This window comes from Methylobacterium indicum (assembly GCF_017347565.1).
GTDB lineage: Bacteria > Pseudomonadota > Alphaproteobacteria > Rhizobiales > Beijerinckiaceae > Methylobacterium > Methylobacterium indicum.
The window spans coordinates 4,161,154-4,187,469 of sequence record NZ_AP024145.1 but is presented as its reverse complement, the minus strand read 5'-3'; the positions used below and the strand labels follow the sequence as shown (position 1 = coordinate 4,187,469).

At 71.0% G+C, this 26,316-nt stretch carries 24 protein-coding genes and 2 tRNA genes; 16 read left to right on the top strand and 10 right to left on the bottom strand.

The features are described from left to right. Positions 1 to 105: 105 nt before the first annotated feature. On the bottom strand, positions 106 to 768 hold the full coding sequence (locus tag miv_RS19520; protein WP_207178358.1) for an urease accessory protein UreE: 663 nt from the start codon (positions 766 to 768) through the stop codon (positions 106 to 108). A 254-nt stretch (positions 769 to 1,022) separates the two neighbouring features. On the opposite strand from miv_RS19520, the gene miv_RS19515 reads away from it, so the two are divergent. From miv_RS19515 to sorU, 5 genes are all read left to right on the top strand, one after another. Beyond that, positions 1,023 to 1,292 (top strand): hypothetical protein, encoded by a 270-nt coding sequence (locus miv_RS19515; protein WP_048426387.1) that lies wholly within the window; start codon positions 1,023 to 1,025, stop codon positions 1,290 to 1,292. Between the two features lie 152 nt (positions 1,293 to 1,444). Next, positions 1,445 to 2,185 (top strand): TerB family tellurite resistance protein, encoded by a 741-nt coding sequence (locus tag miv_RS19510; RefSeq protein ID WP_207178356.1) that lies wholly within the window; start codon positions 1,445 to 1,447, stop codon positions 2,183 to 2,185. A gap of 4 nt (positions 2,186 to 2,189) precedes the next feature. Next, positions 2,190 to 2,945: an N-acetylmuramoyl-L-alanine amidase gene (locus miv_RS19505; RefSeq protein ID WP_048426389.1), complete on the top strand. Its 756-nt coding sequence runs from the start codon at positions 2,190 to 2,192 to the stop codon at positions 2,943 to 2,945. Positions 2,946 to 3,045: 100 nt separating this feature from the next. Continuing rightward, positions 3,046 to 4,326 carry a SorT family sulfite dehydrogenase catalytic subunit gene (gene sorT / locus miv_RS19500; RefSeq protein ID WP_244748604.1) on the top strand — a complete coding sequence of 427 codons (1,281 nt, stop codon included), beginning with the start codon at positions 3,046 to 3,048 and terminating at the stop codon, positions 4,324 to 4,326. A gap of 55 nt (positions 4,327 to 4,381) precedes the next feature. Further along, entirely contained in the window at positions 4,382 to 4,696 is a 315-nt protein-coding gene (gene sorU / locus miv_RS19495) for a SorU family sulfite dehydrogenase c-type cytochrome subunit (RefSeq protein WP_207178354.1), read from the top strand. A 78-nt stretch (positions 4,697 to 4,774) separates the two neighbouring features. Here the strand turns inward: sorU and miv_RS19490 are convergent, their stop codons facing one another. After that, complete coding sequence (locus tag miv_RS19490) at positions 4,775 to 5,833, bottom strand: TerC family protein (RefSeq protein WP_207178352.1); 1,059 nt, start codon at positions 5,831 to 5,833, stop codon at positions 4,775 to 4,777. Positions 5,834 to 6,052: 219 nt separating this feature from the next. Between miv_RS19490 and miv_RS19485 the strand changes: the two genes are divergently transcribed. Beyond that, the gene (locus miv_RS19485) at positions 6,053 to 7,297 is read left to right on the top strand and encodes a TIGR03862 family flavoprotein (protein WP_207178350.1); all 1,245 of its coding nucleotides are present in this window, start codon (positions 6,053 to 6,055) and stop codon (positions 7,295 to 7,297) included. A gap of 136 nt (positions 7,298 to 7,433) precedes the next feature. On the opposite strand, the gene miv_RS19480 is transcribed toward miv_RS19485, so the two are convergent. Further along, a complete protein-coding gene (locus miv_RS19480) occupies positions 7,434 to 8,297 on the bottom strand; it encodes a collagen-like domain-containing protein (protein WP_207178348.1) in 864 nt (287 codons plus the stop codon). 121 nt (positions 8,298 to 8,418) lie between these two features. Further along, positions 8,419 to 8,964: a formaldehyde-activating enzyme gene (locus tag miv_RS19475; RefSeq protein WP_048426393.1), complete on the bottom strand. Its 546-nt coding sequence runs from the start codon at positions 8,962 to 8,964 to the stop codon at positions 8,419 to 8,421. A 151-nt stretch (positions 8,965 to 9,115) separates the two neighbouring features. Between miv_RS19475 and miv_RS19470 the strand changes: the two genes are divergently transcribed. Next, positions 9,116 to 9,328, top strand: coding sequence for a hypothetical protein (locus tag miv_RS19470; RefSeq protein ID WP_058618411.1), 213 nt, complete (start codon positions 9,116 to 9,118; stop codon positions 9,326 to 9,328). Between the two features lie 6 nt (positions 9,329 to 9,334). On the opposite strand, the gene miv_RS19465 is transcribed toward miv_RS19470, so the two are convergent. From miv_RS19465 to miv_RS19445, 5 genes are all read right to left on the bottom strand, one after another. After that, entirely contained in the window at positions 9,335 to 9,760 is a 426-nt protein-coding gene (locus miv_RS19465) for a hypothetical protein (protein WP_058618412.1), read from the bottom strand. A gap of 66 nt (positions 9,761 to 9,826) precedes the next feature. Then, entirely contained in the window at positions 9,827 to 10,072 is a 246-nt protein-coding gene (locus tag miv_RS19460; RefSeq protein WP_207178346.1) for a hypothetical protein, read from the bottom strand. Positions 10,073 to 10,133: 61 nt separating this feature from the next. Beyond that, positions 10,134 to 13,883, bottom strand: a complete 3,750-nt coding sequence (gene metH, locus miv_RS19455; protein WP_207178344.1) for a methionine synthase — start codon at positions 13,881 to 13,883, stop codon at positions 10,134 to 10,136. Positions 13,884 to 13,980: 97 nt separating this feature from the next. After that, positions 13,981 to 14,895: a methylenetetrahydrofolate reductase [NAD(P)H] gene (metF, locus tag miv_RS19450; protein WP_048426397.1), complete on the bottom strand. Its 915-nt coding sequence runs from the start codon at positions 14,893 to 14,895 to the stop codon at positions 13,981 to 13,983. 45 nt (positions 14,896 to 14,940) lie between these two features. Further along, complete coding sequence (locus tag miv_RS19445; RefSeq protein ID WP_207178341.1) at positions 14,941 to 15,930, bottom strand: ArsR/SmtB family transcription factor; 990 nt, start codon at positions 15,928 to 15,930, stop codon at positions 14,941 to 14,943. A 581-nt stretch (positions 15,931 to 16,511) separates the two neighbouring features. On the opposite strand from miv_RS19445, the gene miv_RS19440 reads away from it, so the two are divergent. From miv_RS19440 to miv_RS19430, 3 genes are all read left to right on the top strand, one after another. Beyond that, a complete protein-coding gene (locus miv_RS19440) occupies positions 16,512 to 18,908 on the top strand; it encodes a type IA DNA topoisomerase (RefSeq protein ID WP_207178339.1) in 2,397 nt (798 codons plus the stop codon). 105 nt (positions 18,909 to 19,013) lie between these two features. Further along, a tRNA-Phe gene (locus tag miv_RS19435) sits at positions 19,014 to 19,089 on the top strand. An 83-nt stretch (positions 19,090 to 19,172) separates the two neighbouring features. Beyond that, positions 19,173 to 19,248, top strand: a tRNA-Phe gene (locus miv_RS19430). 333 nt (positions 19,249 to 19,581) lie between these two features. Here the strand turns inward: miv_RS19430 and miv_RS19425 are convergent. Next, positions 19,582 to 20,544 (bottom strand): protein-methionine-sulfoxide reductase heme-binding subunit MsrQ, encoded by a 963-nt coding sequence (locus miv_RS19425; protein ID WP_207178337.1) that lies wholly within the window; start codon positions 20,542 to 20,544, stop codon positions 19,582 to 19,584. Positions 20,545 to 20,689: 145 nt separating this feature from the next. On the opposite strand from miv_RS19425, the gene miv_RS19420 reads away from it, so the two are divergent. From miv_RS19420 to miv_RS19395, 6 genes are all read left to right on the top strand, one after another. Further along, complete coding sequence (locus miv_RS19420; protein ID WP_048430056.1) at positions 20,690 to 20,968, top strand: hypothetical protein; 279 nt, start codon at positions 20,690 to 20,692, stop codon at positions 20,966 to 20,968. Positions 20,969 to 21,177: 209 nt separating this feature from the next. Beyond that, positions 21,178 to 21,765: a Uma2 family endonuclease gene (locus miv_RS19415; RefSeq protein WP_342345212.1), complete on the top strand. Its 588-nt coding sequence runs from the start codon at positions 21,178 to 21,180 to the stop codon at positions 21,763 to 21,765. A 69-nt stretch (positions 21,766 to 21,834) separates the two neighbouring features. Then, the gene (locus miv_RS19410) at positions 21,835 to 22,836 is read left to right on the top strand and encodes an adenosine kinase (RefSeq protein ID WP_207178335.1); all 1,002 of its coding nucleotides are present in this window, start codon (positions 21,835 to 21,837) and stop codon (positions 22,834 to 22,836) included. 172 nt (positions 22,837 to 23,008) lie between these two features. Next, positions 23,009 to 23,851 (top strand): sn-glycerol-3-phosphate ABC transporter permease UgpE, encoded by an 843-nt coding sequence (ugpE, locus tag miv_RS19405; protein ID WP_207178333.1) that lies wholly within the window; start codon positions 23,009 to 23,011, stop codon positions 23,849 to 23,851. Between the two features lie 28 nt (positions 23,852 to 23,879). Beyond that, complete coding sequence (locus miv_RS19400; RefSeq protein ID WP_207178331.1) at positions 23,880 to 24,932, top strand: ABC transporter ATP-binding protein; 1,053 nt, start codon at positions 23,880 to 23,882, stop codon at positions 24,930 to 24,932. 125 nt (positions 24,933 to 25,057) lie between these two features. Then, positions 25,058 to 26,230 (top strand): CaiB/BaiF CoA transferase family protein, encoded by a 1,173-nt coding sequence (locus tag miv_RS19395; protein ID WP_048430025.1) that lies wholly within the window; start codon positions 25,058 to 25,060, stop codon positions 26,228 to 26,230. Positions 26,231 to 26,316: the final 86 nt, after the last annotated feature.

The window sequence follows — 26,316 nt, the reverse complement described above, 5'->3', positions numbered from 1 at the left end:
GAGACCTCATGCCGGATCCGGGATCTCCTTCCGCTTCGCTGCAGTCGTGCAGGCCCGGACCGGGCCCGGAAAGGGGTCGGACCCATGGACCGGCTGCGCAGGCGCTCAGTGACCGTGCTTGCAGTTCGGGCCGTGGACGTGCCCGTGATCGTGGTGCTGATGGTCGTGCGCGTGGTCATGCGCATGGCCATGGTCGTGATGGGCATGATCGTGATGCCCGTGATCGTGAGCATGATGCCCGTGGTCGTGGCCATGATCGCCGTGGCCGTGCTCGTGGTGGGCGTGCCCGTGATCGTGCCCGTGGTGATGGTGGTCGTGACCGCAGGTGCTGTGGTCGTGGGCGACCGCCTCCTTCTCGGGGCGGAACGGGCGCTGGAGCGCGGCGGCCTTGCAGCCCTGGCCGCGGATCAGGTCGGCCACCGCCGGATCGTCGAGGACGTAGAGCGCGTCGGCGGTCACCTCGGCCTGGACGTGGTTGCTGCCGAGCTGCCAGGCGAGGCGGGTGAGCCGCAGCGGGTTCTCGGCCGTGACGGCGAGGAGCGCCTGCGGGGCGGCGAGGATGCGCACCAGCCGCCCGTCCTCCAGGCGCACGGCGTCGCCGTCCTCCAGGACCGTCGCCCGGTCGAGGTCGAGCCGGAAGGCGAGGCCGCCCGCGGCGGTGAGGTCGCCGGTGCGGGTCGCGCGGGCGGCGTGGTCGAGGGCGACCTCGTCGGCGACGGCGTCGGGGCGCACGGCGGCTTTGCGGACGATGGTGGTGGCGCGCTGCATCGGGTCCTCGCGGGCATTCGGGCCGGGGCTGATCGGCCCCCCTTTAGAGCATTTGGCGCACGGGCGGCAGGCCCCGGCGCATGTGGCTTCCGCGTCGCACCTTGACGATTCGTTACCCATCCGGCGGCGGCGCAGGGAACTCTTTGACGGCCAAGCTCATTTGGCGTTCAGCCGCGATACGGCTAAGCTCAGGGGCAGGGCGCGGGGTCGGGACCCGGTGCCGAACGCCACGACAAGCACGAGGGGAAGACTCCATGAAGAAGCTCATCGCCGCCACGCTCGCCGGTGCCCTGGCGCTGTCGCTCGGCGCCTGCAACACCCCCGGCGACCGCGCGGCCGGCGGCGCCGCCCTCGGCGGCCTGACCGGTGCGGCGATCGGTGCGGCGGCCACGGGCCGGGCCGGCGGCGCTCTCGCGGGCGGCCTGATCGGCGCGGCCGGCGGCGCCGTGGTCGGCGCGGCCACCGCCCCCCAGTGCCCCTACGGCACCTACCGCGACCCCTACGGCAACGTCTACTGCCGCTGATCGCAGCGGTTTGAGCGCACCCGGCGGCCCTCCGCCCGGGTGCGCTTCCACATTCCGCGAACGGCCCGGGGGCGCTACAAGGGCGGCATGACGCCCTTGCCTCCCCGAGTCCCAGCCCGTCTTCACCGCCCGACCGAGATCCGGAGGCCGGCATGAGCCAGGGCGTCTGGAACCAGGGCGTGTGGGGCAAGCTCGGCGGCGCCGGCATCGGGCTCGCCGCCGGCGGTCCGCTCGGGGCGCTCCTCGGCGCGGTGGCCGGCCATTTCCTGCTCGACCGCGAGGGCTCGCTGCTCGGGCCCACCCCCCGCGAGGTGGTGTTCACCACCGGCCTCGTCGCGCTGGCCGCCAAGATGGCGAAGTCGGACGGGGTGGTGACGCCCTCCGAGGTCGCGGCCTTCGCCGACATCGTGCAGGTGCCGCAGGACGAGCGCGCCGGGGTCGAGCGCCTGTTCGACCTCGCCAAGCGCACCACCAGCGGCTTCGAGGGCTATGCCCGCCAGGTGGCGGAGGCCTTCCACGACGAGCCGGCGCTCCTCGAGGACGTGCTCGACGGGCTCTTCCACATCGCCAAGGCGGACGGCGCGATCCACGAGAGCGAGGCGCGCTACCTCGCCGAGGTGGCGGCGATCTTCGGCTTCGACGACGCGCGCTTCGCCGCCGTGACGGCCCGGCACGTCCGGCTCGCCGACGACCCCTACGAGGTGCTGGGCGCCGCCCGCGACCTGACCGACGCGGATCTGAAGGCGCGCTACCGGGCGCTGGTCTCCGAGAACCATCCCGACCGGGCCATCGCCCGCGGCCTGCCGCCCGCCGCCGTCGCCATCGCGACCCGGCGGCTCGCCGCGATCAACGCCGCCTACGATCGCATCGCCGCCGAGCGGCATCTGAGCTGAGCTGATGAGCCTCACCCCCGACAGCCCGGTCGCCACCCAGGTGGTGCCCTCCCCCAACCACGACGAGCGGACCCTGCCGGTCGATGCGCTGATCCTGCACTATACCGGCATGGCGAGCGGGTCGGAGGCGCTGCTGCGGCTCTGCAACCCGCTCTCCAAGGTCTCGTCGCACTACCTCGTCCTGGAGGCGGGACGGGTGGTGCAGATGGTGCCCGAGGCCCGCCGCGCCTGGCATGCCGGCCTCTCGGCCTGGGAGGGCGTGCGCGACATGAACTCGCGCTCGATCGGGATCGAGATCGCGCATCCGGGCCACCGCGACGACGGCACCGTGGCACCGTTCCCGCAGGAGCAGATGGCCGCGGTGACGGCGCTCTGCCGCGACATCCTCGGCCGCTGGCCGATCCGGCCCGACCGGGTGCTCGGGCATTCCGACATCGCGCCCGAGCGCAAGATCGATCCGGGCGAGAGCTTTCCCTGGGGAGGCCTGCACGGCGAGGGGATCGGTCACTGGGTGCCGCCCGCGGCGATCCGCGACGGGCGCTTCTTCTCGGAGGGCGATGCCGGCCAGCCGATCGAGGCGCTGCAATCGATGTTCGGGCTCTACGGCTACGACGTGCCGGTGAGCGGCACCTTCGATGCCCGGACGAAGGCCGTGGTGACCGCCTTCCAGCGCCACTTCCGCCCGGCGCGGGTCGACGGGGTGGCCGACGCCTCGACCATCACGACCCTGCGCGACCTGCTGGCGGCCAAGCCGGCGTGAGGGCGCGCCCGGCAAATCCGGGCGGGCGTCGCTTGACGGGTCGAGGACCGGGCCGCAGAAACATCTTCTCCAAAAAAACAAAACGGGAGGATGTTTTCGCGTGTCCGAGCCGACGATCCTGCATCGACGCCGCTTTCTCGCCGGTACGGCCATGGGAGCGATCGGCGTCGCCTCCGCGGCCCGCGCCCAGGCCCCTGGAGCCGGGACTTCCACGGCCGAGGCTCCCAGGCCGGAGGCTCACGGTGCCGGGCCCGAGGCCAGGCCCGCAGCCAAGCCCGGCGCCAAGGGGCTGCCGGCCTCGCTGGCCTGGAAGGACCCGGACGCCTTCATCGTCCATTCCAGCCAGACCGTGGAGACCAAGCGCGGCCTCATCGGCAGCGGCGTCGTCACGCCGATCGACCGGCTGTTCATCCGCAACAACGTCAACCCGCCCTCGGACGCCATCGTCGCCGACCGGGACGCGTGGCGGGTCGAGATCGCAGGCGTCGCCAGCCCGAGGACGCTGTCCGTCGCGGAACTGAAGCGCATCGGCCTCGCGAGCGTCGCCACCGTGCTGCAATGCTCCGGCAACGGTCGCAAGTACATGCAGGACGTGCTGCAGCCGGGCCAGAAGATCTCGGGCACGCCCTGGACGGTCGGGGCGGCGGGCTGCGTGATCTGGACCGGCGTGCCGCTCAAGGCGGTGGTCGACGCGCTCGGCGGCCCCGCCCCCGGTGTCCGGTTCGTCACCGGGACGGGCGGCGAGGAACTGCCGGCGGGGCTCAAGCCGAAGGACGTGATGGTCGAGCGCTCGGTTCCGCTCTCGACCCTCGACACCGTGCTGCTCGCCTGGGAGGTGAACGGCGAGCCGCTACCCCTCGCCCATGGCGGTCCCCTGCGGATGATCGTCCCGGGCTATTCGGGCGTGAACAACATCAAGTACGTCAAGACGGTGGCGCTGACCGAGGCCGAGACGGACGCCAAGATCCAGGCCGCGAGCTACCGCATGCACGGGGTCGGCGAGAAGGCCGGACCGGCGCAGCCCTCGATCTGGGAGCAGCCGGTGCGCTCGTGGATCACCGCCCCGCTGGAGAATGGCGCGGCGGGCCGCACCGTCGTCACCGGCGTCGCCTTCGGCGGCATGAACGCGGTGGCCCGCGTCGAGGTGTCGATCGACGGCGGCCGGACATGGGCCGACGCTCCGTTGATCGGGCCCGATCTCGGGCGCTACGCCTGGCGGCTTTTCGCCCTCGCGCTCGATCTGCCGGCGGGGACGCACGTGCTGGCGAGCCGGGCGACCGACGCGGCCGGCACCGTCCAGCCCGAGGAGACGAAGCCGAATGGCGGCGGCTACAGCTACAACGGCTGGCGCGGACCCGCCGTCACCCTGACGATCGCCTGAGCCCCTTCCCGCCCTCCGGCCCGCATCCCGGCGATGCGGGCCGCGAAAGCCCGTGATGAGACCTGCCCTCGCCCTCTGCCTCGTCCTGACGACCGCCCCGGCCTCGGCGGACCCCGCCCGCCTCGCCCTCGGCAAGCGGGTATTCACCGAGCTGGCCGAACCGGGATGCGGGGTCTGCCACACGCTCGCGGATGCCGGCACGACCGGGACGGTCGGGCCCGTCCTCGACAGCCTGAAGCCGGATGCGGGCCGGGTCGCGACCGCCGTCACGAACGGGATCGGGGTGATGCCGGCCTTCGAGGACCTGACCCCGGAACAGGTCGCCGCCGTCGCGCTCTACGTCGCGACCGTCACCGGCGCATCCAAGTAGGCGGCAGGTCCAGTCCGGGCGGCCGCGCCGCTCCCAAGGCAGGCACGAGGGGCGCCGCGGGCGCCCCTCGCCGGGCTCTCACCTGTGGGTGCTGCCGAGCCGCTCGCGCGGCGTCTCGACCTGTGCGTGGGCCTGCGGCGATACGGCGGCCGGTGCCTCCGCCGCGCCGCGGGTGCGCCACAGGCTGTAGACCACGCCGCCGGCGAGCAGGACCACCGTCACCACCAGCGCGACCCAGGGCTGGATCTCGATCAGCTCGAAGGTATCGGCGATCACGATCTTCAGGCCGATGAAGATCAGGATCAGGGCGAGCGCGGTCTTGAGGTAGGCGAAGCGATCGACCATCGCGGCGAGCGCGAAGTAGAGCGCACGGAGCCCCAGGATCGCGAAGATGTTCGAGGTGTAGACCACGTAGGTGTCGGTGGTGATGGCGAAGATCGCCGGCACGCTGTCGACCGCGAAGATCACGTCGGCGCCGTTCACCAGCACCAGGGCCATGGCGAGCGGGGTGAGCCACAGCACCGGCTTGCCGGTCTTCGGATCGGGTCGGCGGGTGGTGAAGTTCTGGCCGTCGAGCTCGTCGGTCACCCGCATGTGCTTGCGCATGAAGCCGGTGAAGCGGTCGGCGGACTTGTTCTCGCCCTCCTCCTCGTCGCCCGAGACCAGCATCTTGACGCCGGCATAGATCAGGAAGGCGGCGAAGATCGTCAGCACCCACTCGGCCTGGTGGACGAGAGCGGCGCCGAGACCGATCATCAGGCCGCGCAGCACGATCGCCGCCAGGATGCCCCAGAGCAGGACCCGGTGCTGCGCGTTGCGGGGGATGCCGAGATAGCCAAAAATCACCGCGATCACGAAGACGTTGTCCATCGACAGCGACTTCTCGACCACGAGGCCGGCGAGGTATTCCTGGCCCGCCTGCGGGCCGATGTACCACCAGACCCAGCCGCCGAAGAGGAGGCCGAGGGAGAGGTAGAAGGCGGTGAGGAGCAGGCTCTCCTTCACGCCGATCTCGCGGCTCTTGTCGCGGTGCAGGAGGCCGAGATCGAGGGCGAGCAGGATGAAAATGACGGCGTGGAAACCCAGCCACATCCACACAGGCTTGCCGAGCCACGTCATGTACAGGAAATCGACCATCGCGGGACCGTGATGCTTCAAGGAGGAAAGCATCGGCTCCGACATCACGAGCGCGAAAAGCGCAGCTCGCCAGAGGGGCCCGCAGCCGATGGAGCGGACTTATGTCCCGGATGGCGGCGGATCAAGGGCAAGCCCGGCCGGGCCCCCCGCACTTATTTTCTCTGCGCTGCCGGTGGGGCAGGTTGACAGGACGGGCCAGGCACGGCCCTGGGGCGTCCCATGAACGAGATCGATGGCGACGCGCGCGAGCAACGGGCGGCCGGTCACGCGGCGGTGATCGGCGGCGGGCCGGCGGGCCTCGCGGCGGCCGAGGTCCTGGCCGAAGCCGGGCTGGCGGTCACGGTGATCGAGCGGATGCCCTCCCCTGCCCGCAAGCTGCTGATCGCCGGGCGCGGCGGCCTCAACCTGACCCACAGCGAGCCGCTGGAGCGGTTCCTGTCCCGCTATGCCCCGGCCGAGCCGCGGCTCGACGCGGCGATCCAGGAGTTTCCGCCGCAGGCCCTGCGCGACTGGTGCGGGGCCTTAGGCCAGCCGACCTTCGTGGGATCGAGCGGCCGGGTGTTTCCGGAGGCCTTCAAGGCCTCCCCGCTGCTTCGAGCCTGGCTCACCCGGCTCGATCGCCTCGGCGTCCGCCTTCGCACCCGCACCCGCTGGACGGGCTGGGACGCGGACGGGGCACTGAGCCTCGCGGGCGAGGCCGGCCCGGAGACCCTGCGGGTGGACGCGACCGTGCTGGCGCTCGGCGGGGCGAGCTGGCCGCGCCTCGGCTCGGACGGCGCCTGGGTGCCGGTGCTGGAGGCCGAGGGGATCGCGGTGCGTCCGTTCCGCCCGGCCAATGCGGGCTTTACCGCAGCGTGGTCGCCGCTCTTCGCCGAGCGCTTCGCCGGCGCACCGCTCAAGCGGATCGCCCTCGGCCTCGGAACCGAGACGGTGCGGGGCGAGGCGGTGATCACCCGCGACGGGATCGAGGGCGGGGTCGTCTACGCCCTGTCGCGGCCGATCCGCGAGGCGATCGAAGCGGCGGGCGAGGCGGTGGTGAATATCGACCTGCGGCCGGACCTGGACGTGGCGGCGCTCGCCCGCCGCCTCGCCGGGGCGCGGCCGAAGGAATCCCGCGCGACGGTGCTGCGCAAGGCCGCGGGCCTCAGCCCGCCGGCCGCCGGCCTGCTGCGGGAGGCGGCCAGAGATCTGCCGGCGGATCCCGCGGCGCTCGCGGCGCTGATCAAGGCCGTGCCTTTGCGGCTCACCGGCCTGCAGCCGATCGACCGGGCGATCTCGAGCGCCGGCGGCGTCGCCTTCGCGGATCTCGACGCGCGGTTCATGCTGCGGACCCGCCCAGGCACGTTCCTGGCGGGCGAGATGCTCGACTGGGAGGCGCCGACCGGCGGCTACCTGCTCCAGGCGAGCTTCGCCAGCGGCCGGGCGGCGGCGAGGGGCGTGCTGGACTGGCTCGCCGTGCGGTGACGCGTCCCAATATCCCGGGGACGGATCACCGATGACCCGGCCCGGACGACACCTCTCGACGTCATCCCGGGGCCGCGCAGCGGAACCGGGGATGACGGTGAGGATGCCGGTCCGGCCGAGAAAGCCGAAGGATCGATCAGAGCTTCGCGCAGAACCCGACCATACCGGAGCTGTCGGGCGGGCACATCGCCACGGCCTCGCCGCTCTCGCGACGCGTGAAGGTGGGGTTGCCGCCGCGCAGGCAATAGGACGACACGAAGGTCTCGCCCTCGTCGCAGACGAGCTCGCAATGCGGCTTGGCGCAGCCGTCGGTGCGCAGCATCCGGAACGGCGAAGCACCCGTCGCGGCGGCGGCCTGCGATCCGGCCTGACCCGGAGATCCAGCCGGTCCCTGCGGGCCGGCCGGCCCCTGCTCGCCCTTCGGCCCGGATGCGCCCGCCGCGCCCTTCGCACCTGCCTCGCCCTTGGGACCGGCGTCACCCTTGGGACCGGGCTCGCCCTTCGGACCCATGTCACCCTTGGGACCCATGTCACCCTTGGGACCCGTGTCACCCTTGGGACCCATATCGCCCTTCGGGCCCGCCGGCCCGGCGAGGCCGGCGACGCCCTGTGGCCCGGTCGGACCGGGCTCGCCCTTCGCCCCCGGTGCGCCGGTGGCGCCGCAATTGGCGATCGCGATCTCGCGGGAGGCCTCGCCGGCCTTGAGCGTCGCGACGCAGTTCTGCGGCACGTAGGGCACCTTCAGGGTGAAGCGCCCGCGCTTGTCCGAGGTGACCGGGATGTCGTCGTCGAGGGTGACCACCACCCCGGCCTTGCCGACGCTGCCCGACACGGTGAGGTCGCCGGCCTCGATCCGGGCATCCCAGACCGTGATGGCGGATTGCCCCGCAGGGGCGGCGCGGGAGCCCGCCGGCTGCGGCTGTGCGAGGCCCGCGCCGGACAGGACGGCACAAGCGGGCAGGATCGCGGACAGGATCAACGCAGCGCGGAATGGACGCATCGTTCGGCCCCAGAGGCGTGACGGACGGGCCCGCGCGTGAAACGACGATCGGCGGGCGCCGCACCTTGCGGCGCTGTCAAGCTGCGGTCAACTGCGCAGGCGCCCGCCGAAAACAGGCCCGTCAGGCCTCGTCGTCGAGCACGCCTTCGAGGGCGTAGTGGCGCACGGTGTGGCGGTTGGCGATCAGCTCGTCGACGGTGGGCTCGCCCTTCAGCGCCCGGGCGATGGCGAGCTTCGTCGCCTCGTAGTTGGTGCGGTAGAGGTCCTTGCGGTCGAGGTTCGGGTCCTCGGGGCAGCGCGGGTCGAGCCAGATCATGATGATCATGCACAACTCGTCGAGCCCGTCGCGGGGCAGGATGCCCTCGATGATGCAATCGACGATGGCGTCGCCGGTGGCGGCCTGGACCACGCCGCCGAGGAGCTCGACGTACTCCGCGGTGTGGATCGTCGCCTTGGTGGTCATCATCGTGGCCGGGCGCACCAGCTGGTTGAGGTCGCGCACCACGAACATCCGGGTATGGCCCTGGACCTGCCCCATCATCGAGGCGAAGGCCTGCCCCACCGGGCCGCGCACCGAGCCGATCAGCACCTCGGGCATCGCGTCGGTGTACTGGCCCTCGGCCGCCAGCACCGTGGCCTCGCCGGTCCGGAAGACGATCTCGCTCATGGTCGGATTCCTCACGCTCACATCCCGGCGCGGGTCGACCACGGGGACGGCCGCAGCGTCAACCGGGGCGAACCCATCGACCTGTCCGGAAATTGGTCTATAGGGCCGAGGCCCCGGGGATGTGCGCCCGGGCAAGAGCTGATGCGGACGGATGAGCGATCGCGACTGGACCCTGCGGGTGACGCCGACCGAGGCGGGCGTGCGGCTCGAACTCGACCTCGCCGACCTCGACGGCGCGCCGGTCACGGCGGCGATCGCCCTCGACCGGGCCGAGGCGCGCCGCTTCGCCCGGGCGATGCTGGCCGCGGCCGGCGACGCGGCCGAGCGCACCTTCCCGCATCCGCCGGTTCAGGACCAGGATTGAGGGATCTCAGTAGCGTCCGGGCAGGCGCGGCACCTTGGTGCCGGGCTTCTCGATCGGCTCGGCGCAGGAATAGACGAACTCGGTCTGGAGATCGGTGAACACCGTCTCGCCGACGATGGTGCAGGTCTCCCGCGCCGTCTCCTTGAGATAGGTCGCGGCGGCCTCCGAGAAGCGGCGCCGGCGGGTGAGCGCCGGGTCCTTGCCCTCCAGGCCGCAGCCGGCGATCTCCCGCAGGTTGTTCGAGACGATCAGGACCTTGCGCTGCTGGCGCTGGTCGTAGACCTCGTAGGGGTCGTTGCAGCCGATCGTGACCACCTGCGGCTGGAGGCCGACATAGGTCTTCGAGATGTAGGAGAATTCGGTGCAGCCGGCCGCCGCCGCGACGGCGCCCGCGACGGCGACGAGGGCGAGCCTCCCTGGTCCTGTCCGCATCCCCGATCCTTCCCGCATCCTCAAGCCCAGCTTTGAGCCGGGGCGGGCGCGGCGGTCAAGCCCGGGTCAGGAGGTGGGCTCGTCCTCCTCCACTGCGTCGTCGGGGGGCAAAGGCGGCTGTTCGGTCGCAGCTTGCACGAAGTCGTCGTCCAGCGGACCGACGAGATCACGGAGCCAATCCCATTCACCCGGGACGTCCGCCGGCATCTCGACCGGCTCGTTCAGGGCTGCCTCGACGTCGGCATCGAGCGGTCGCACGCGCTCTTGAAGCCAGTCCCAGCGTCCCGGCACCGGCTTGTCGGGCTCGATCATACGCACCTCCGGGGTTGCAGCCCATCATGACGACGGGCCGCCCCCGGAGGCAAGCGCCCCCCTACTCCGCCGCCACGCGATACCGCGCCGTATCGTAGTTCAGCACCGGGCCGAGCCAGCGCTCGACCTCGGCCACGTCCATCCCCTTGCGGGCGGCGTAATCCTCGACCTGGTCGCGCTCCACCTTGGCGACGCCGAAGTAATGCGCGTCCGGGTGGGCGAGGTAGAGGCCCGAGACCGAGGAGCCCGGCCACATCGCGTAGGATTCGGTGAGCTTCACGCCGATGCGCCGCTCGGCCTGGAGCAGGTCGAACAGCGTGACCTTCTCGGTGTGGTCGGGCTGGGCCGGGTAGCCCGGGGCCGGGCGGATGCCGGCATAGGGCTCGGTGACGAGCTCGGCCGGGCTGTAGGTCTCGTCCGCCGCGTAGGCCCAGAATTCCCGCCGCACCCGCTCGTGCATCCGCTCGGCGAAGGCCTCGGCGATGCGGTCGGCCAGCGCCTTGACCAGGATCGACTTGTAGTCGTCGTTCTGGCGCTCGAAGCGCTCGGCGATCCGCACCTCCTCCAGGCCGGCCGTGACCACGAAGCCACCGACATAATCGGCGAGCCCGCTCTCCACCGGGGCCACGAAGTCCGACAGGCAGGTATTGGGCCGCCCGTCGCGCTTCGAGAGCTGCTGGCGCAGGCCGTGGAAGGTCGCGAGGGCGTCGGTCCGGCTCTCGCCGGTGAACAGCCGGATGTCGTCGCCGACCGCGTTGGCCGGCCAGAAGCCGATCACCGCCTTCGGGTTGAACCAGCGCTCCTCGACGATCTGGCGCAGCATGGCTTGCGCGTCCTCGAACAGGGCGCGGGCGGCCGGCCCCTGCTCGGGGTCGTCGAGGATCGCCGGATAGCGGCCCTTGAACTCGTAGGTCTGGAGGAACGGCGTCCAGTCGATATAGGGGACGAGCTCCGCCACCTCGTAGCTGCGGAACACCCTTGTGCCGGTGAAGGTCGGCTTGACGGGCCGGTACCCCGACCAGTCGGCCTTGAAGGCGTTGGCACGGGCTTTCGCCAGCGGCAGACGCTGCTTGTCGGCCTCCGAGCGGGCATGGGCCTCGGCGACGCGCTTGTACTCGGCGCGCACGGTCTCGATGGTCTGGCCCTTGGTGTCGGGCGAGAGCAGGTTCGAGACCACGCCGACGGCGCGGCTGGCATCGGTCACGTAGACCGCCTGGCCCTTGGCATAGGCCGGGTGGATCTTCACCGCGGTATGGACCCGGCTCGTCGTCGCGCCGCCGATGAGGAGGGGCACGTCGAAGCCCTCGCGCTCCATCTCGGCCGCGACGTGGACCATCTCGTCGAGGGAGGGCGTGATGAGCCCCGACAGGCCGATGATATCCACGTTCTCCTTGCGGGCGGTATCGAGGATCTTCGCCGCCGGCACCATTACGCCGAGATCGATGATCTCGTAGTTGTTGCAGGCGAGCACGACGCCGACGATGTTCTTGCCGATGTCGTGGACGTCGCCCTTCACCGTCGCCATCAGGACCTTGCCGGCCGCCTGCCGCCCGCCGACACCGCCATTGGCGGCTTTTTCCGCCTCCATGAACGGCATCAGGTAGGCCACCGCCTGCTTCATCACGCGGGCGGACTTCACCACCTGCGGCAGGAACATTTTTCCCGCGCCGAACAGGTCGCCGACCACGTTCATCCCCGACATCAGCGGGCCCTCGATGACGTGGAGCGGACGCTCGGCCTGCGACCGAGCCTCTTCGGTATCGGCCTCGATGTATTCGGTGATGCCGTTGACGAGCGCATGCTCCAGGCGCTTCGCCACCGGCGCCTCGCGCCAGGCGAGGTCGGCGGTCTTGTCGCGGGCCTGCCCCCCCTCCTTGAAGCGGGCGGCGGCCTCGAGCAGACGCTCGGTCGAGTCCTTGCGGCGGTTGAGGACCACGTCCTCGCACAGCTCGCGCAGTTCCGCGGGAAGCTCGTCGTAGACCGCGAGCTGGCCAGCATTCACGATGCCCATATCCATGCCGACCTTGATCGCATGGTACAGGAACACCGCGTGCATCGCCTCGCGCACCGGCTCGTTGCCGCGGAAGGCGAAGGACAGGTTCGAGATGCCGCCCGAGATATGGGCGTGGGGCAGGGTCTCGCGGATGATCCGGGCCGCCTCGATGAAGGCGACGCCGTAGCCGTCATGCTCCTCGATGCCCGTCGCCACCGCGAAGACGTTGGGATCGAAGATGATGTCCTCAGGGGGAAAGCCGACCGTCTCGGTCAGCACCTTGTAGGCGCGGGTGCAGATCGCGACCTTGCGCTCGAGCGAATCGGCCTGGCCCTGCTCGTCGAAGGCCATCACCACCACGGCGGCACCGTAGGAGCGGCAGATCCTGGCCTCGTGGATGAACTTCTCCTCGCCCTCCTTGAGGGAGATCGAGTTCACGATCGCCTTGCCCTGCACGCATTTCAGGCCGGCCTCGATGACCGGGAACTTCGAGGAATCGATCATCACCGGCACCCGGGCGATGTCGGGCTCGGCGGCGACGAGGTTGAGGAACTCGACCATGGCCTTCTGCGAATCGAGCAGGCCCTCGTCCATGTTGACGTCGATGATCTGGGCGCCGGCCGCGACCTGGTCGCGGGCGACGTCGAGCGCGGCGGCGTAGTCGCCGTTGGTGACGAGCTTGCGGAAGCGCGCCGAGCCGGTGACGTTGGTGCGCTCGCCCACGTTAACGAACGGGATCTCGGGCGTCAGCGTGAAGGGCTCCAGCCCTGAGAGCCGCATCAAGGGCTTCACGCTCGGCACCCGGCGCGGCGCCTTGCCGGCCACCGCACCGGCGATGGCCCGGATGTGGTCCGGCGTCGTGCCGCAGCAGCCGCCGACCATGTTGACGAGGCCGCTCTCGGCGAATTCGCCGACGAGCTTGGCCATCGCCTCCGGGCTCTCGTCGTAGAGGCCGAACTCGTTCGGCAGGCCGGCATTCGGATAGGCGCAGACCAGCGTGTCGCAGGTGCGCGACAGCTCGTCGATATGGGCGCGCATCTCGCGGGCGCCGAGCGCGCAGTTGAGGCCGAAGGTGAGCGGCTCGGCGTGGCGCAGCGAGTGCCAGAAGGCGGTCGGGGTCTGGCCCGACAGGGTGCGGCCCGAGAGATCCGTGATGGTGCCCGAGATCATGATCGGCAGGCGGGTGCCGGTCTCGTCGAAGACCTGCCAGGCCGCCGCCACCGCCGCCTTGGCGTTGAGCGTGTCGAACACCGTCTCGATCAGGATCAGCTCGGCGCCGCCGGCGATCAGGCCGCGCACCTGCTCGGCATAGGCCTCGCGGACCTGGTCGAAGGTCACGGCGCGGTAGCCGGGATTGTTGACGTCCGGCGAGATCGACAGGGTGCGGTTCGTCGGGCCGATGGCGCCGGCGACGAAGCGGCGGCGCCCGTCCTGACCCTCGGCGAGCACGGCCGCCTCGCGGGCGAGCCGCGCGCCCTGCGCATTCAGCTCGTGGATCACCGATTCCATGCCATAATCGGCCTGGGCGATGGTGGTGCCCGAAAACGTGTTGGTCTCGACGACGTCGGCGCCGGCCAGGAAGTAGTCGAGGTGGATCTGCCGGATCGCGTCGGGCTGGGTCAGGATCAGGAGGTCGTTGTTGCCCTTCTGGTCGTGGGCGTGATCGCGAAAACGCTCGCTGCGGAAATCCGCCTCGGTCAGGCCGAGGCGCTGGATCACCGTACCCATCGCCCCGTCGAGGACGAGGATTTTTTCCGCCGCGCGCCGGCGCAGGGCGGTCAGGATGTCGGCACCGTCGGCGGGGCGGAAATCGGTCATCGGGGTGGGGTTCCAGCGGGTCGGGCGAGGTATGGAATCAGTCCGGGCCGCGTCATGCGGCCCGGAAGACTGTCAGCGATGTCGAGACGTCCGGGGATCAGGCCGCCGCCTTCTCCGCCGCCGCGGGCGCCGCGCGCAAGCCCAGCAGGTGGCAGATCGCGTAGACGAGGTCGGCGCGGTTCATGGTGTAGAAGTGGAAATCGGTGACGCCGCGGTCGACGAGGTCGAGCACCTGCTCGGCGGCGACCGCCGCGGCCACCAGCTTGCGGGTGGCGACGTCGTCGTCCAGCCCCTCGAAGCGGGCGGCGAGCCAGTCCGGCACCGAGGCGCCGGTGCGGCGGGCGAAGTTGGCGGCCTGCTTGAAGTTCTGCACCGGCAGGATGCCGGGGATGATCGGGATATCGATGCCGCGCGCCTGCACCCGGTCGAGGTAGCGGAAGAACAGGTCGTTGTCGAAGAAGAACTGGGTGATGGCGCGGTCGGCGCCGCAATCGACCTTGGCCTTCAGCGCGTCGAGATCCTGGTCGAGGGAGCCGGCCTCGGGGTGGCGCTCCGGATAGGCCGAGACCGAGACCTCGAAGTCGCCGATGCGCTTGATGCCGGCGACGAGGTCGCAGGAGCGCTCGTAGCCGCCCGGATGCGCCGCGTAGGCGGTGCCGACGCCGTCCGCCGGGTCGCCGCGCAGGGCTACGATGTGGCGCACGCCGGCCTCGTGATAGGCGCGCACCACCTCGTCGACCTCGCCCTTGGTGGCGGCCACGCAGGTGAGGTGGGCGGCGGGCTTCAGGTCGGTCTCGCGCACCAGGCGCGACACGGTGTTGTGGGTGCGCTCCCGGGTCGAGCCGCCGGCGCCGTAGGTCACCGAGACGAAGCTGGGGCTGAGCGGGGCGAGCCGCTCGATCGACGACCACAGGGTCGTCTCCATCTCGGGGGTCTTGGGCGGGAAGAACTCGAACGAGACCCGGATCGGGCGGCAGCTCTCGCGGCTCGGGCGGAAGGAGGTGGCGTACATCGGCGGCCTCGGCGGGAGAATGTCTGAGATGATGACGGGAAGGGGTCAGGCGACGGCGCGGTCGGGCACGCCGGACGCGGATTCGGGATGATGGGCGAGCCAGAGCGTCACGGTGAGCTGGTGCTCCGCGCCGCCGGGGGGCGCGAGGTGGCGCAGCCGCACGTCGGTCAGCCCGGCCTCGGCGAGCCAGCCCGCAACCTGCTCGGCGGCGAAGCCGAGGCGGCGGTGGGCCTCGTCGGCGCGCAGGAATTCGAGGCTGTGGGGGGCGAAATCGACCACGAGGAGCCGGCCGCCCGGGGCGACGAGGCGGGCGGCCTCGCGCAAGGCCCGGGCCGGGTCGTCGAGGTAGTGCAGCACCTGGTGGATCAGCACGAGGTCGAAGCTCGCCCGGCCGAAGGGCGGGGCGTGGATGTCGCCCTGGCGCAGGTCGATCCGGGTCAGGCCCTGGCGCTCCAGGTTGGCGCGGGCCACCGACAGCATGGCGTGGTTGGCATCGAGCCCGGTCGCCTTCGCGGCCCGGGGCGCCAGCAGCCCGAGCATCCGCCCGGTGCCGGTGCCGAGATCGACGAGGCTGCCGATCGGGCCGCCCCCGAGCACGTCGAGCACCGCGGCCTCGACGGTGGCCTCCGGCACGTGGAGCGAGCGGACCCGGTCCCATTGCGGCGCGAGCCGCGCGAAGAACGTCTGGGCGGCGTCGGCGCGCTGGGCCCGCACCGCCTGGAGCCGGGCCCGATCCTCGGAGAGCGGCGGCGCCGTGCCGTCGAGGGCGGCGATGAGCGGCGCGACCAAGCCCGCCACGCCCTCGCGCAGGCGGAAGAACGCCCAGGCGCCCTCGCGGTGGCGCACCACCAGCCCGGCCTCGACCAGGAGCTTGAGGTGGCGGGAGATCCGCGGCTGCGACTGGCCCAGGATGTCGGTGAGGTCCGAGACCGACAATTCGCCGTCGCCGAGCAGCACCAGGATGCGCAGACGCGTCTCCTCCGCCGCAGCGCGCAGCACGCCCAGGGCGTCGGCGAAGGGGACGGTGGCGGTCATGTCGTCGGGCTCCTCGCCTCCGATGCGAAACATAAAGATATCTTTATGTGAGGAGTGGCAGCGGCGCAAGCGGCGTTTCGCGGGCGGGATCGTAGCGGGGAGGGGTGAAGCGATCCCGCCGGCGGTGGGACGGCGGTCGCCGGGCAGATAGGACAAGGGGAACGCAGAGGTCCGCCCCACTCCCCGCGGGCGCAGAGCCGTCCGGGGGGGAAGAAAGGCGCGTCTCCCCTCTCCCGTGTGGGAGAGGGGCCGGGGGATCGAAGATCCCGCGTGAGGGTGACACGCTTCAGTGTAAAACGCTGAGCGTCGTGCTGGCTGCTCTACGCTGAGTGCTGAACTCAGAACCGTAGCACCCTCGTGCGATCTTCGATCGCCCCTACCCCTCTCCCACATGGGAGAGGGGAATCACCCGCTTGATCTCAAGCGGAGTTTTTTCTCCAGACGGCCCTGCCGCGGGCGGGGAGAGAGGGAAACCCGCACCCTTTCTTTGCTCGACACCCCGCGTTGACCGCGCCCCTCCCTCTCCGGTATGTTCCCGCTTCGTTCGGGCTCGTCTGCCCACCCAGGAGCGTCCCGCTGCCATGGCGCAGGCCACCTCCCCCGGCCCGTCCTCCGGTCCGAATCCCCGCGGCAAGACGCTGTTCTTCTTCGAGAAGCCCTCGGCGATGCGCCAGGTGCAGCGGTTCTTCCGCTCGCCCACCACCGTCTGCGTCGCGGCCGAGGGGCACCTGCTGGAGGTGGCCGAGCCCGGGGAGATTCGGCCGGACTGGAAGCCCTGGCGCTTCGACGCGCTGCCGATCGCCATGGAGCGGCTGCCGGTCGCCCCCGGCCACGGCCGCTCGGGCCAGTCGCACGCGCCGAAGCTCGCGGCGATCCGCCAGGCGCTCAGCGGCGTCGAGCGGGTCATCATCGCCACCGATCCGGGCCGCGAGGGCTCGATGATCGCCTGGGAGGTCCTGGAGCATCTCGGCTGGCGCGGGCGGGTCGATCGCCTGCGCCTCGGGGCGCTGGACGAGATCTCGATCCGCCGCGCCTTCGGGCTGCTGGCGCGCGAGGACGATTCCGGCGAGCGCGACTACGCCGCCTATCTCGAAGCCCTGTGCCGGCAATACGAGGATTGGCATCTCGGCCTCAACGGCACCCGGGCGGTGTCCTTGCGCCTGCGCCCGCCGGCTTTCCGCGAGCCCTGGCGCTTCGGCGGCGTGCAGACGCCGACGCTCGCGATCCTCGCCGATCTCGAGGAGCGCATCCGCACCTTCGTGCCGCGCGACTTCTACAAGATCGCCCTGCCGGTGACGACGGAGAGCGGCGCGACGCTGACGCTCTGGCACGCGCCGAAGGAAAAAATCTTCGCGATCGAGGACGCCGAGACGATCCGCGACGCCGCCGCGGGCTGGGCCGGCCCGCTCGCGGTGGTGCAGAAGGACGTGCGGCGGACGCCGCCGAAGCTCTTCTCCAAGGACACGCTGGCGCGCGCCTGCGCCAAGCGCTTCGGCTGGGACCCGCAGGTGACCGCGCGCCACGCGCAGGCGCTCTACGACAAGGGCTATCTCAGCTATCCCCGCACCGAATCGATCCACCTGCCGGAGTCGCAAGCCAAGGACGCCGCCGCGGTGATCGCGGCGATCGCGACGGCCGACAAGGGCATCGCGACCCACGCCCCCGCGACGCCGCAGATCCGCCGCGGGCCGAAGGGCCATTACGTGAAGGACCCGGGCGAGCACCACGCCATCGTGCCCCTGCGCAAGGTGCCGGGCCCGGGCGACGTGGCACCGGAAGCGCTGCGGCTGTGGCTGCTCGTCGCCAAGAACTTCCTCGCCGCCCACATGGCCGACGGGATCGACGCCCGCACCACGGTCACCGCCGAGGTCGCGACGCCGCTCGGGCAAAAGCGCTTCGTCATCACCGGCAGCGTGGTGAAGGTGCCGGGCTGGCGCGCCCTCTACGGCACCGAGGCCGACGAGGACGAGGTGGTGCCCGGCAAGGCCAAGGCCGACGACGAGCCGACCACCGGCCGCCTGCCGCCGGTGCGCGACGGCGAGGCCGGCCAGGGCGGCGAGCCGACGATCGAGACCGCCCGGACCGAGCCGCCGCGGCGCATCACCCGGGGCGAGTTGCCGGTGGTGATGGGTCGCCTCATCGACCAGATCGAGGATCCGGCGCTGAAGCGGGCACTCGAGAACCCCGCCAACCCGACCGAGCCGAAGGGGCTGGGCACCGCCGCCACCCGCGACGCGGTGCTGCCGAAGCTGATGAAGAGCCACTACGTCACGCTGCTCAAGGGCAAGGACCCGGCGATCACCGTGACGGAGATCGGCCTCGCCTTCGTGGCGGCCGTGCGCCGGGTGTTTCCGGCCTATGGCGACCCGGTCGGGCGGGCGGTGTTCGAGTCGGAACTCGCCGAGATCGGCCGGGCGACGACGAAGGCGGAGGCGCTAAGCCGGGCCGAGGCCTTTCGGCAGCGCACCCGCGAGCGGGTCGAGGCGCTGATCGGCGCGGTCTCGGGCGCCGATCGCCTGGAGGTGGATGCCGAGGCGCCGTCCCGCGGCGGTCGCGCGCCGACCGCCGCCATGGTGGCGTTCGCCAAGTCGCTCGCCGCCCGCAAGGGCATTCCCCTCCCCCCGGAGGCCACCCGCGAGGTCGGCGCCTGCCGGGTCTTCCTCAACACCCATGCAGGGCCGAAAATCGGGGAGGCCGGGAGCCCGGCCGGCGACGGCGCGACCCGCCCGCCGACCCCGGCGATGCTGCGCTTCGCCGCATCGCTCGCCCGCGCGAAGCGGATGGAGGGGCTGCCGCCCGAGATCGAGAGCGACTTCAACGCCTGCCGCGCCTTCCTCGACGCCCATGCGGGCGGCGACGGATCGCGCACCGGCAAGGCACCCGCCCGCGAGACCCCGGCGAAGAAGGCCCGGCGCCCCCGCGCGGCCGCGAGCCCGGGCCGCGCCCCGCGCCGCCGTCGCACCGCCGGCGGGGCGTGACGGCGCCGGCAAACAATCGCCCGCGTGCCCGCATGAGACGGCTGGACAGGCGATCCGACCGTCTCTATACCGCCGCTCAACGCCGCTGCCCCACGCAGCCGGCGGGCCCGGGTAGCTCAGTTGGTAGAGCATGCGACTGAAAATCGCAGTGTCGGCGGTTCGACTCCGTCCCCGGGCACCACTTCCTCGTCAGTGACGTGAGTGGTGCCGTCCTTCGCGGAGGACGATCTCTGGTGCTGGAACGCCGCCTTGCGCGGCCGGTGCGCCCGGGTAGCTCAGTTGGTAGAGCATGCGACTGAAAATCGCAGTGTCGGCGGTTCGACTCCGTCCCCGGGCACCATTCCTTCGAACATCCCGAACATTCAGTCGATGCCGGCAGGTCGGTTGACGACGCTTTCGCGCGTTCGCATTCGTTTCGACGGGTGATGGCCCGACGTCTTCAAGCAAGTCGAGCCATCGTCACTCCTCTCTCTACGCCATCCTTGGCTCTTCGAAGACGAGAACCCAGGATCCATAACCGCCGACTAGGAAGAATAAGGCGAAGACCGCTCCGTCTCACCCTGAACCGTCAGCGTTTAGGGATCCCGGGTTCCGCTGTGCGGCCCCAGGACGACGCAGCGGATGTCGGGTCGCCCGGGGAGATCGACGGGACCGAGTTCGACGGGAGCGTTCGTCACGCCCTCGCCGGCCGCCCCACCGGCCCCTTCGCGGCCGACCCCTTCGCCGCCGACCCTTTGCCACCGGATGCCGTCCGGTTCTGCCACAGGTTCAGCGGTACGATCAGGACGACCGTGGCGAACACCCACCAGGCGGGACGCACGTCATAGGCGAAATCGAGGTTGGCGGAGAGGACAGCTGAGGCCGGCACGCCGGTGGCCAGCGCGTACCACAACGCCTCCAGGCCCGCCGTGGCGAGGCCGGCCGCCACGCTGAGGCCCAGGAGCGGCAGCGGCGCGGTCGGCACCTTGAAATGGTGCATCAGCCGCCAGCCCATCAGGGCGAGGAAGAGCCCGCTCCAATAGACCGGATTCGAGACGTCGATCTTCGATTGAATGAAGAAATGCAGCAGGGCGAGCGCGGTGAGCGGGTAGACGAGCCGGTGCAGCCGCGGCCAGGCCTTGCCGAGGCGCCGGATCATCCCGTCCGTCGAGGTGACGCCGAGCACGACGAGGCCGAGAAGGCCCGCGAAGCCGATGGTGAGATAGAAGCGGAAGACGATCTCGCTCGCCACCCGGGCGAGGTCGAACTTCTGGTCGGTGATGTACAGGGTGAAATGGACCAGCGCGTAGGCGAGCGCGGTGAGACCCAGCATCCGCCGCACCAGGATGAGCTTCGGCGCGTTGGCGATGCGCCGCATCGGCGTGACGGCGAGCGAGAGGATCAGGAACCGCACCGACCAATCGCCCATGGCGTGCAGGTAGGCGGTGAGCGGCTTGGCGCCGAGCCGGTCGAGGGCGTAGGCGGCCGTGAACCACAGGCCGGGCGCCAGCGCGAAGAGGAAGACCGCGAGCTTGAACCGCGACAGGCGGCCGGCGCGGTCGAGCCACGGCCAGGCGATGCCGGAGGAGGCGCGGCGCGAGGGAGTCGGACGGGGCGGGATCGGGCGGGGATCGGCGATCCGGGGGTGGACGGTCATGCGGCAACCGGGTGCAGTGCGGAATGCGCCACAGATAAGCCGCGAGCAGCGGTTTGACCCGGGCGGCCGGCCACACGATGGCGTGAGAGGCGGCACCCCGTGGAGATCCGCCGTGCCGCGCCTGACCCTCGCCGCCCTCCTGCTCATGATGGCGCCGGCGGCGCACGCCGCCTGCACCGCGCCGACGCCGCCGCCGGCGAGCGAGAAGCCGGTGAAGCCCGCCCTGCCGCAGAAGCCCGCCTGCCTCGACGCCAAGGGCGGCTGCCCGGGCTGGGAGGCCTACACCTACAACGACGGGATCAAGGCCTACAACGCGCAGCTCGGCCCCTTCCGGACGAGCGCCGAAGCCTATGCCCGCAAGCTCAAGGCCTACGCCGACGGCAGCGTCGCCTACGCGAATTGCGAGATGCAGTCGATGCAGTGACGCAGGCGCGGTAGGCTCGCGCCCCCGGCCGGCCTGCCGCCAGTCCGCATGGATGTCGACGCGTTCCTCGCCTGGAGCGCCACAAGTCCGGGCCGTCACGAACTCGTCGACGGCGAGGTCTTCGCGAGGGCGCCGGAGCGGGCGCGTCACGCCCGGGATCGTGCTCGCCGTGGACGATCTCTTCGGCGGGCGCTGACCGGCATGCTACGATGCTGGCGCAAGGAGCCATCGACAGGTTCGACGCGATGAAGCCGCTTCCGCAGACGCCCATGAATGTGGACGAGTACCTCGCCTGGAGCGAGGCGAATCCCGGACGGTACGAACTCGTGCAGGGCAAGGTGTACGCCATGGCAGCCGAACGGGCACGGCGCGCCAGAACCCGCGTCGCGGTCTTCGATGCGCTGCGAAGCGCGGTACGCGGTGCGGGGGTCGGCTGCGAAGCGATGCCCGACGGCATGACTGTCCGCATCGATGCCCACACGGCCTACGAACCGGACGCCCTGATCTATTGCGGCCCGCGCATCGGCCCCGACGCGATCGAGGTGAAGAATCCGGTCATCGTCGTCGAGGTCCTGTCTTCCAGCACCCGCAGGATCGATGCGAGCGAGAAGCTCATCGGCTACTTCCAGGTGCCGAGCATCCACCACTACCTGATGGTCGATCCCGATCGCCGCACGGTCGTCCACCACCGCCGTGCCGGCGATCGAATCGACACCGCCTTCATCCAGGACGGCTCCCTGAGGCTCGACCCGCCGGGCCTGGAACTCTCCATCCCGGCACTGTTCGAGGAGCCCTGAGCCCGGCGCTTGACCCTCCCGGCGGCGAATGCGACAGGCGCGACCACTCCTTCCCGCGCGAGCCCCTGCATGACCGCCTCCCTCGACCTTCTCGTCCTCGGCAACGCCATCGTCGACGTGATGGCCCGCACCGACGAGGCCTTCCTGGTGCGCGAGGGCGTGCACAAGGGCGCGATGCAGCTCATCGACGAGGCGCGGGCCGAGCACCTGTTCGGGGTGATGGGCCCGGCCACGGTCATCTCGGGCGGCTCGGGCGCCAACACGGCGGTCGGCGCGGCGCTCCTCGGCGCCCGAGCGGGCTTCGTCGGCAAGGTGCGCGACGATGAACTGGGCCGTCTCTTCGCCCACGACCTCAACGCCACCGGCGTCCGGTTCGGCGTCGCTCCGGCGACGGAAGGCCCGGCGACCGCCCGCTGCTTCGTGCTGGTGACTCCGGACGGCGAGCGCACCATGAACACCTATCTGGGCGCCTGCCAGGGCCTCTCGGCCTCGGACGTCGACGAGGAGACCGTGCGGAGCGCCCGCCACGTCTACCTCGAGGGCTACCTGTGGGACCCGCCGGCCGCCAAGGAGGCGTTCCGCAAGGCGGCCAAGATCGCGCATGGCGCCGGCAACAAGGTCGCGCTGACCCTGTCGGACGCGTTCTGCGTCGACCGTTACCGCGACGAGTTCCTGGGCCTCATCCGCGACGGCAGCCTCGACATCCTGTTTGCCAACATCCACGAGCTGAAGAGCCTGTACCAGACCGCCGACGCAGACACGGCCCTGGCGGCGCTCCGCGCGGAAAAGGGTCTCCTCGGCGTCGTCACCCGCTCGGAGGACGGCGCGCTCGTGGTCTCGGGCGACGAGACGAAATCCGTGCCGGCCTCGCCCGTGCGCGAGGTGGTCGACACCACCGGCGCCGGCGACCTGTTCGCGGCGGGCTTCCTCGCCGGCCTCGCCCGCGGCCTCGACCACGCCGATTGCGCCCGCCTCGGCGCCGTCGCGGCGGCGGAGATTATCTCCCATCTCGGCGCCCGGCCGCAGGGAGACCTCAAGGCACTCGCCGCCCAGGCCGGCCTGGAGGTCTGAACGCAGAGGCGGCGCTTTCGTCAGAGCTTGACCGATGCTAAGCCGGCTCTGCAACGGCAATCGCCGGCCTTGCGACGAGCGCCGACGACCCACACGCACCCCGAGCGTCGCACGCCCGTCACGCGCGTGCGGCACCGGAACTTAAGAAACCATCCGCCAGGGAGCGGCCCCGTTGGTCGAGAACCGCCGCTTCGGCAACCTGATCCCGCACCTCGTGCTGTGCCTCGGGGTCGGCATCGTGGTCTTCCCGGTCTACCTCGCGCTGATCGGCTCGACGCACGACGCCGCTACCATCGCCAACGGGCAGATGCCGCTCTGGCCGGGGACCCACGGGTTCGAGACCTACCGGCGGGCGCTCACCGAATCCGGCATGGCCGGCGCGCCGGTCGGGCTGATGCTGATCAACAGCACGATCATGGCGCTCGCCATCGCGCTGGGCAAGATCTCGATCTCGCTGCTCTCGGCCTATGCGCTGATCTACTTCAATTTTCCGTTCCGGCAGACCGCCTTCTGGGCGATCTTCGTCACCCTGATGCTGCCGGTCGAGGTCCGTATCTACCCGACCTACAAGGTCGCGGCCGACCTCCAGCTCCTCGATACCTATGCCGGCCTCGCCCTACCGCTGATCGCCTCGGCGACCGCGACCCTGCTGTTTCGCCAGTTCTTCCTCACGGTGCCGAACGAGCTCGTCGAGGCCTCCCGCATCGACGGGGCCGGGCCGGTGCGGTTCTTCCTCGATACCCTGCTGCCGCTCTCGCGCACCACGATGGCGGCGCTGTTCGTGATCCAGTTCCTGTACGGCTGGAACCAGTATCTCTGGCCGCTGCTGGTCACCACCCGCGACGACATGCAGACGGTGGTGATCGGCCTGCGCAAGATGACCTCGATCACCGACCAGCTCACCGAGTGGCAGATCGTCATGGCGACCGCCGTGCTGGCGATGCTGCCGCCGGTCGTGGTGGTGTTCGCGATGCAGAAGCTGTTCGTGCGCGGCCTGGTGGAGACCGAGAAGTGACCTCTTTCCGTACGATCGGACGCCCCTGATGGCCGGCCTCGCCCTCGACACCCTGCGCAAGACCTATTCCGGCGGCGTCGATGCGGTGCGCGGCGTCTCGCTCGACGTGCCGGACGGCGCCTTCTGCGTCCTCGTCGGCCCCTCCGGCTGCGGCAAGTCCACCGTCCTGCGGATGATCGCCGGCCTCGAGACCGTGACCTCGGGGGCGATCACCATCGGCGGACGCGTCGTCAACAACGTCGAGCCCGCCGACCGCGACATCGCGATGGTGTTTCAGAACTACGCGCTCTATCCCCACATGCGCGTCTACGACAACCTCGCCTACGGGTTGCGCAACCGCGGCACGCCGAAGCCCGAGATCGAGACCCGGGTGACCGAGGCCGCGCGGTTGCTGGGCTTGGAGGCCATGCTGACGCGCTACCCGCGCCAGCTCTCGGGCGGCCAGCGCCAGCGCGTCGCCATGGGGCGGGCGATCGTGCGCAAGCCGCAGGTCTTCCTGTTCGACGAACCGCTGTCGAACCTCGACGCCAAGCTCCGGGTGCAGATGCGGGTCGAGATCCGCCGTCTCCAGCGTCAGCTCGCCGTCACCACGGTCTACGTCACCCACGACCAGGTCGAGGCGATGACCATGGCCGACCGGCTGGTGGTGATGAATGGCGGAGAGATCGAACAGGTCGGCACCCCGATCGAGATCTACCGCCGCCCGGCCACTCGCTACGTCGCGACCTTCATGGGCTCGCCGCCGATGAACATCCTGCCCGCGGAAGCGGTGGCGGGGGGCGTGCGGATCGACGGGACGGTGATCCCGGTGACCGGCCTCACCGCCGGCACCGCCGTCGAGGCCGGCATCCGCCCCGAGGATCTGCGGATCGCGGAGGACGGCTTGCCGTTCCGGGTCGCGTTCGTGGAGGAGCTCGGCGCCACCCGCCTGCTGCACGGGCCGCTCGCCGGCACCGACGTGGCGGTGCAGGTGCCCGCCGGCTCCCCCGCGCAGGAGGGCGACACGGTGCGGCTCGCGATCGACGGGAGCGCCGTGCACCTGTTCGACCCCGCCACGGGGCGGCGGCTGGCGCAGGGCTGACCGGAGGCCGACGGCCTTTCCCGCTGGCCAAGCCTCGGCGTATGCAAGCTCGAGACGGATCCCGTGCAGGGGATCCCGGCGCCATTCCGCAAACGGGAGGCGCATCGTTGGGAGGCGTACTTTCCGTGCACAAACCCCTCGCCGGCATCAAGGTGCTCGAACTCGCCCGCATCCTGGCCGGCCCCTGGATCGGCCAGCTCCTGGCGGATCTCGGCGCCGACGTGGTCAAGGTCGAGCGGCCGGTCGTCGGCGACGACACCCGGACCTGGGGCCCGCCCTTCGTCGAGGGCGCGGACGGCGAGCGGCTTTCGGCCTCGTATTTCCACTCGACGAACCGCGGCAAGCGCTCGGTCGCGGCCGATTTCGAGACCGCGGAAGGGCAAGCCGTGGTGAAGCGGCTCGCCGCCCATGCCGACGTGGTGATCGAGAACTTCAAGGTCGGCGGCCTCAAGAAGTACGGGCTCGACCACGAGGCCCTGAGCGCCCTCAACCCCCGGCTCATCACCTGCTCGGTCACCGGCTTCGGCCAGGACGGCCCCTACGCGCCGCGGGCCGGCTACGACTTCATGGTCCAGGGGCTGGGCGGGATCATGTCGCTCACCGGCGAGCCCGAGGGCGAGCCGGTCAAGACCGCGGTCGCCTTCGCGGACGTGTTCACCGGGGTCTACGGCACGGTGGCGATCCTCGCCGCCCTCCAGGGCCGGCACGCCACGGGCAAGGGCTGCCACATCGACATGGCGCTCCTCGACACCCAGGTCTCGGTGCTCGGCAACCAGGCCCTGGTCTATCTCGTGTCGGGCCTGCTGCCGCCCCGGATGGGCAATGAGCATACCAGCATCGTGCCCTACCAGGTCTTCCCGACGTCGGACGGCCACATCATCGTCGCCTGCGGCAACGACGGCCAGTTCCAGAAGTTTTGCAGTGTGCTCGGCACGACCTGGCACCTCGACCCCGACTATTCCACCAATCCGGGCCGGGTGACCCGGCGCGACGTGCTGATCCCGCTCATCAGCGCCGAGACGAGCCGCCACACCAAGGCCGACCTGTTGGCGCGCCTCGGCGCCGTCAACGTGCCGGTCGGCCCGATCAACGACCTCGCCGAGGTCTTCTCCGACCCGCAGGTGGTCCATCGCGGGATGCGCCTCGACCTGCCGGATCCGCGCGCCAAGGGCGGCACGATCCCGAGCGTGCGCTCGCCGATCGTCATCGATGGCGTGCCGATGGCCGCCCAGACCGCCTCGCCGCAGGTGGGGGACCATACGCAGAGCGTGCTGGCGGATCCGGCCTGGGGCGGGTGACGGACGTCGTCGATGCAGGCGGCGCGAGCCAAGGCCATCGCTGACTGCTATGGTGCTCGCTACGAGCCTCCCGGAAGACGCCCGTC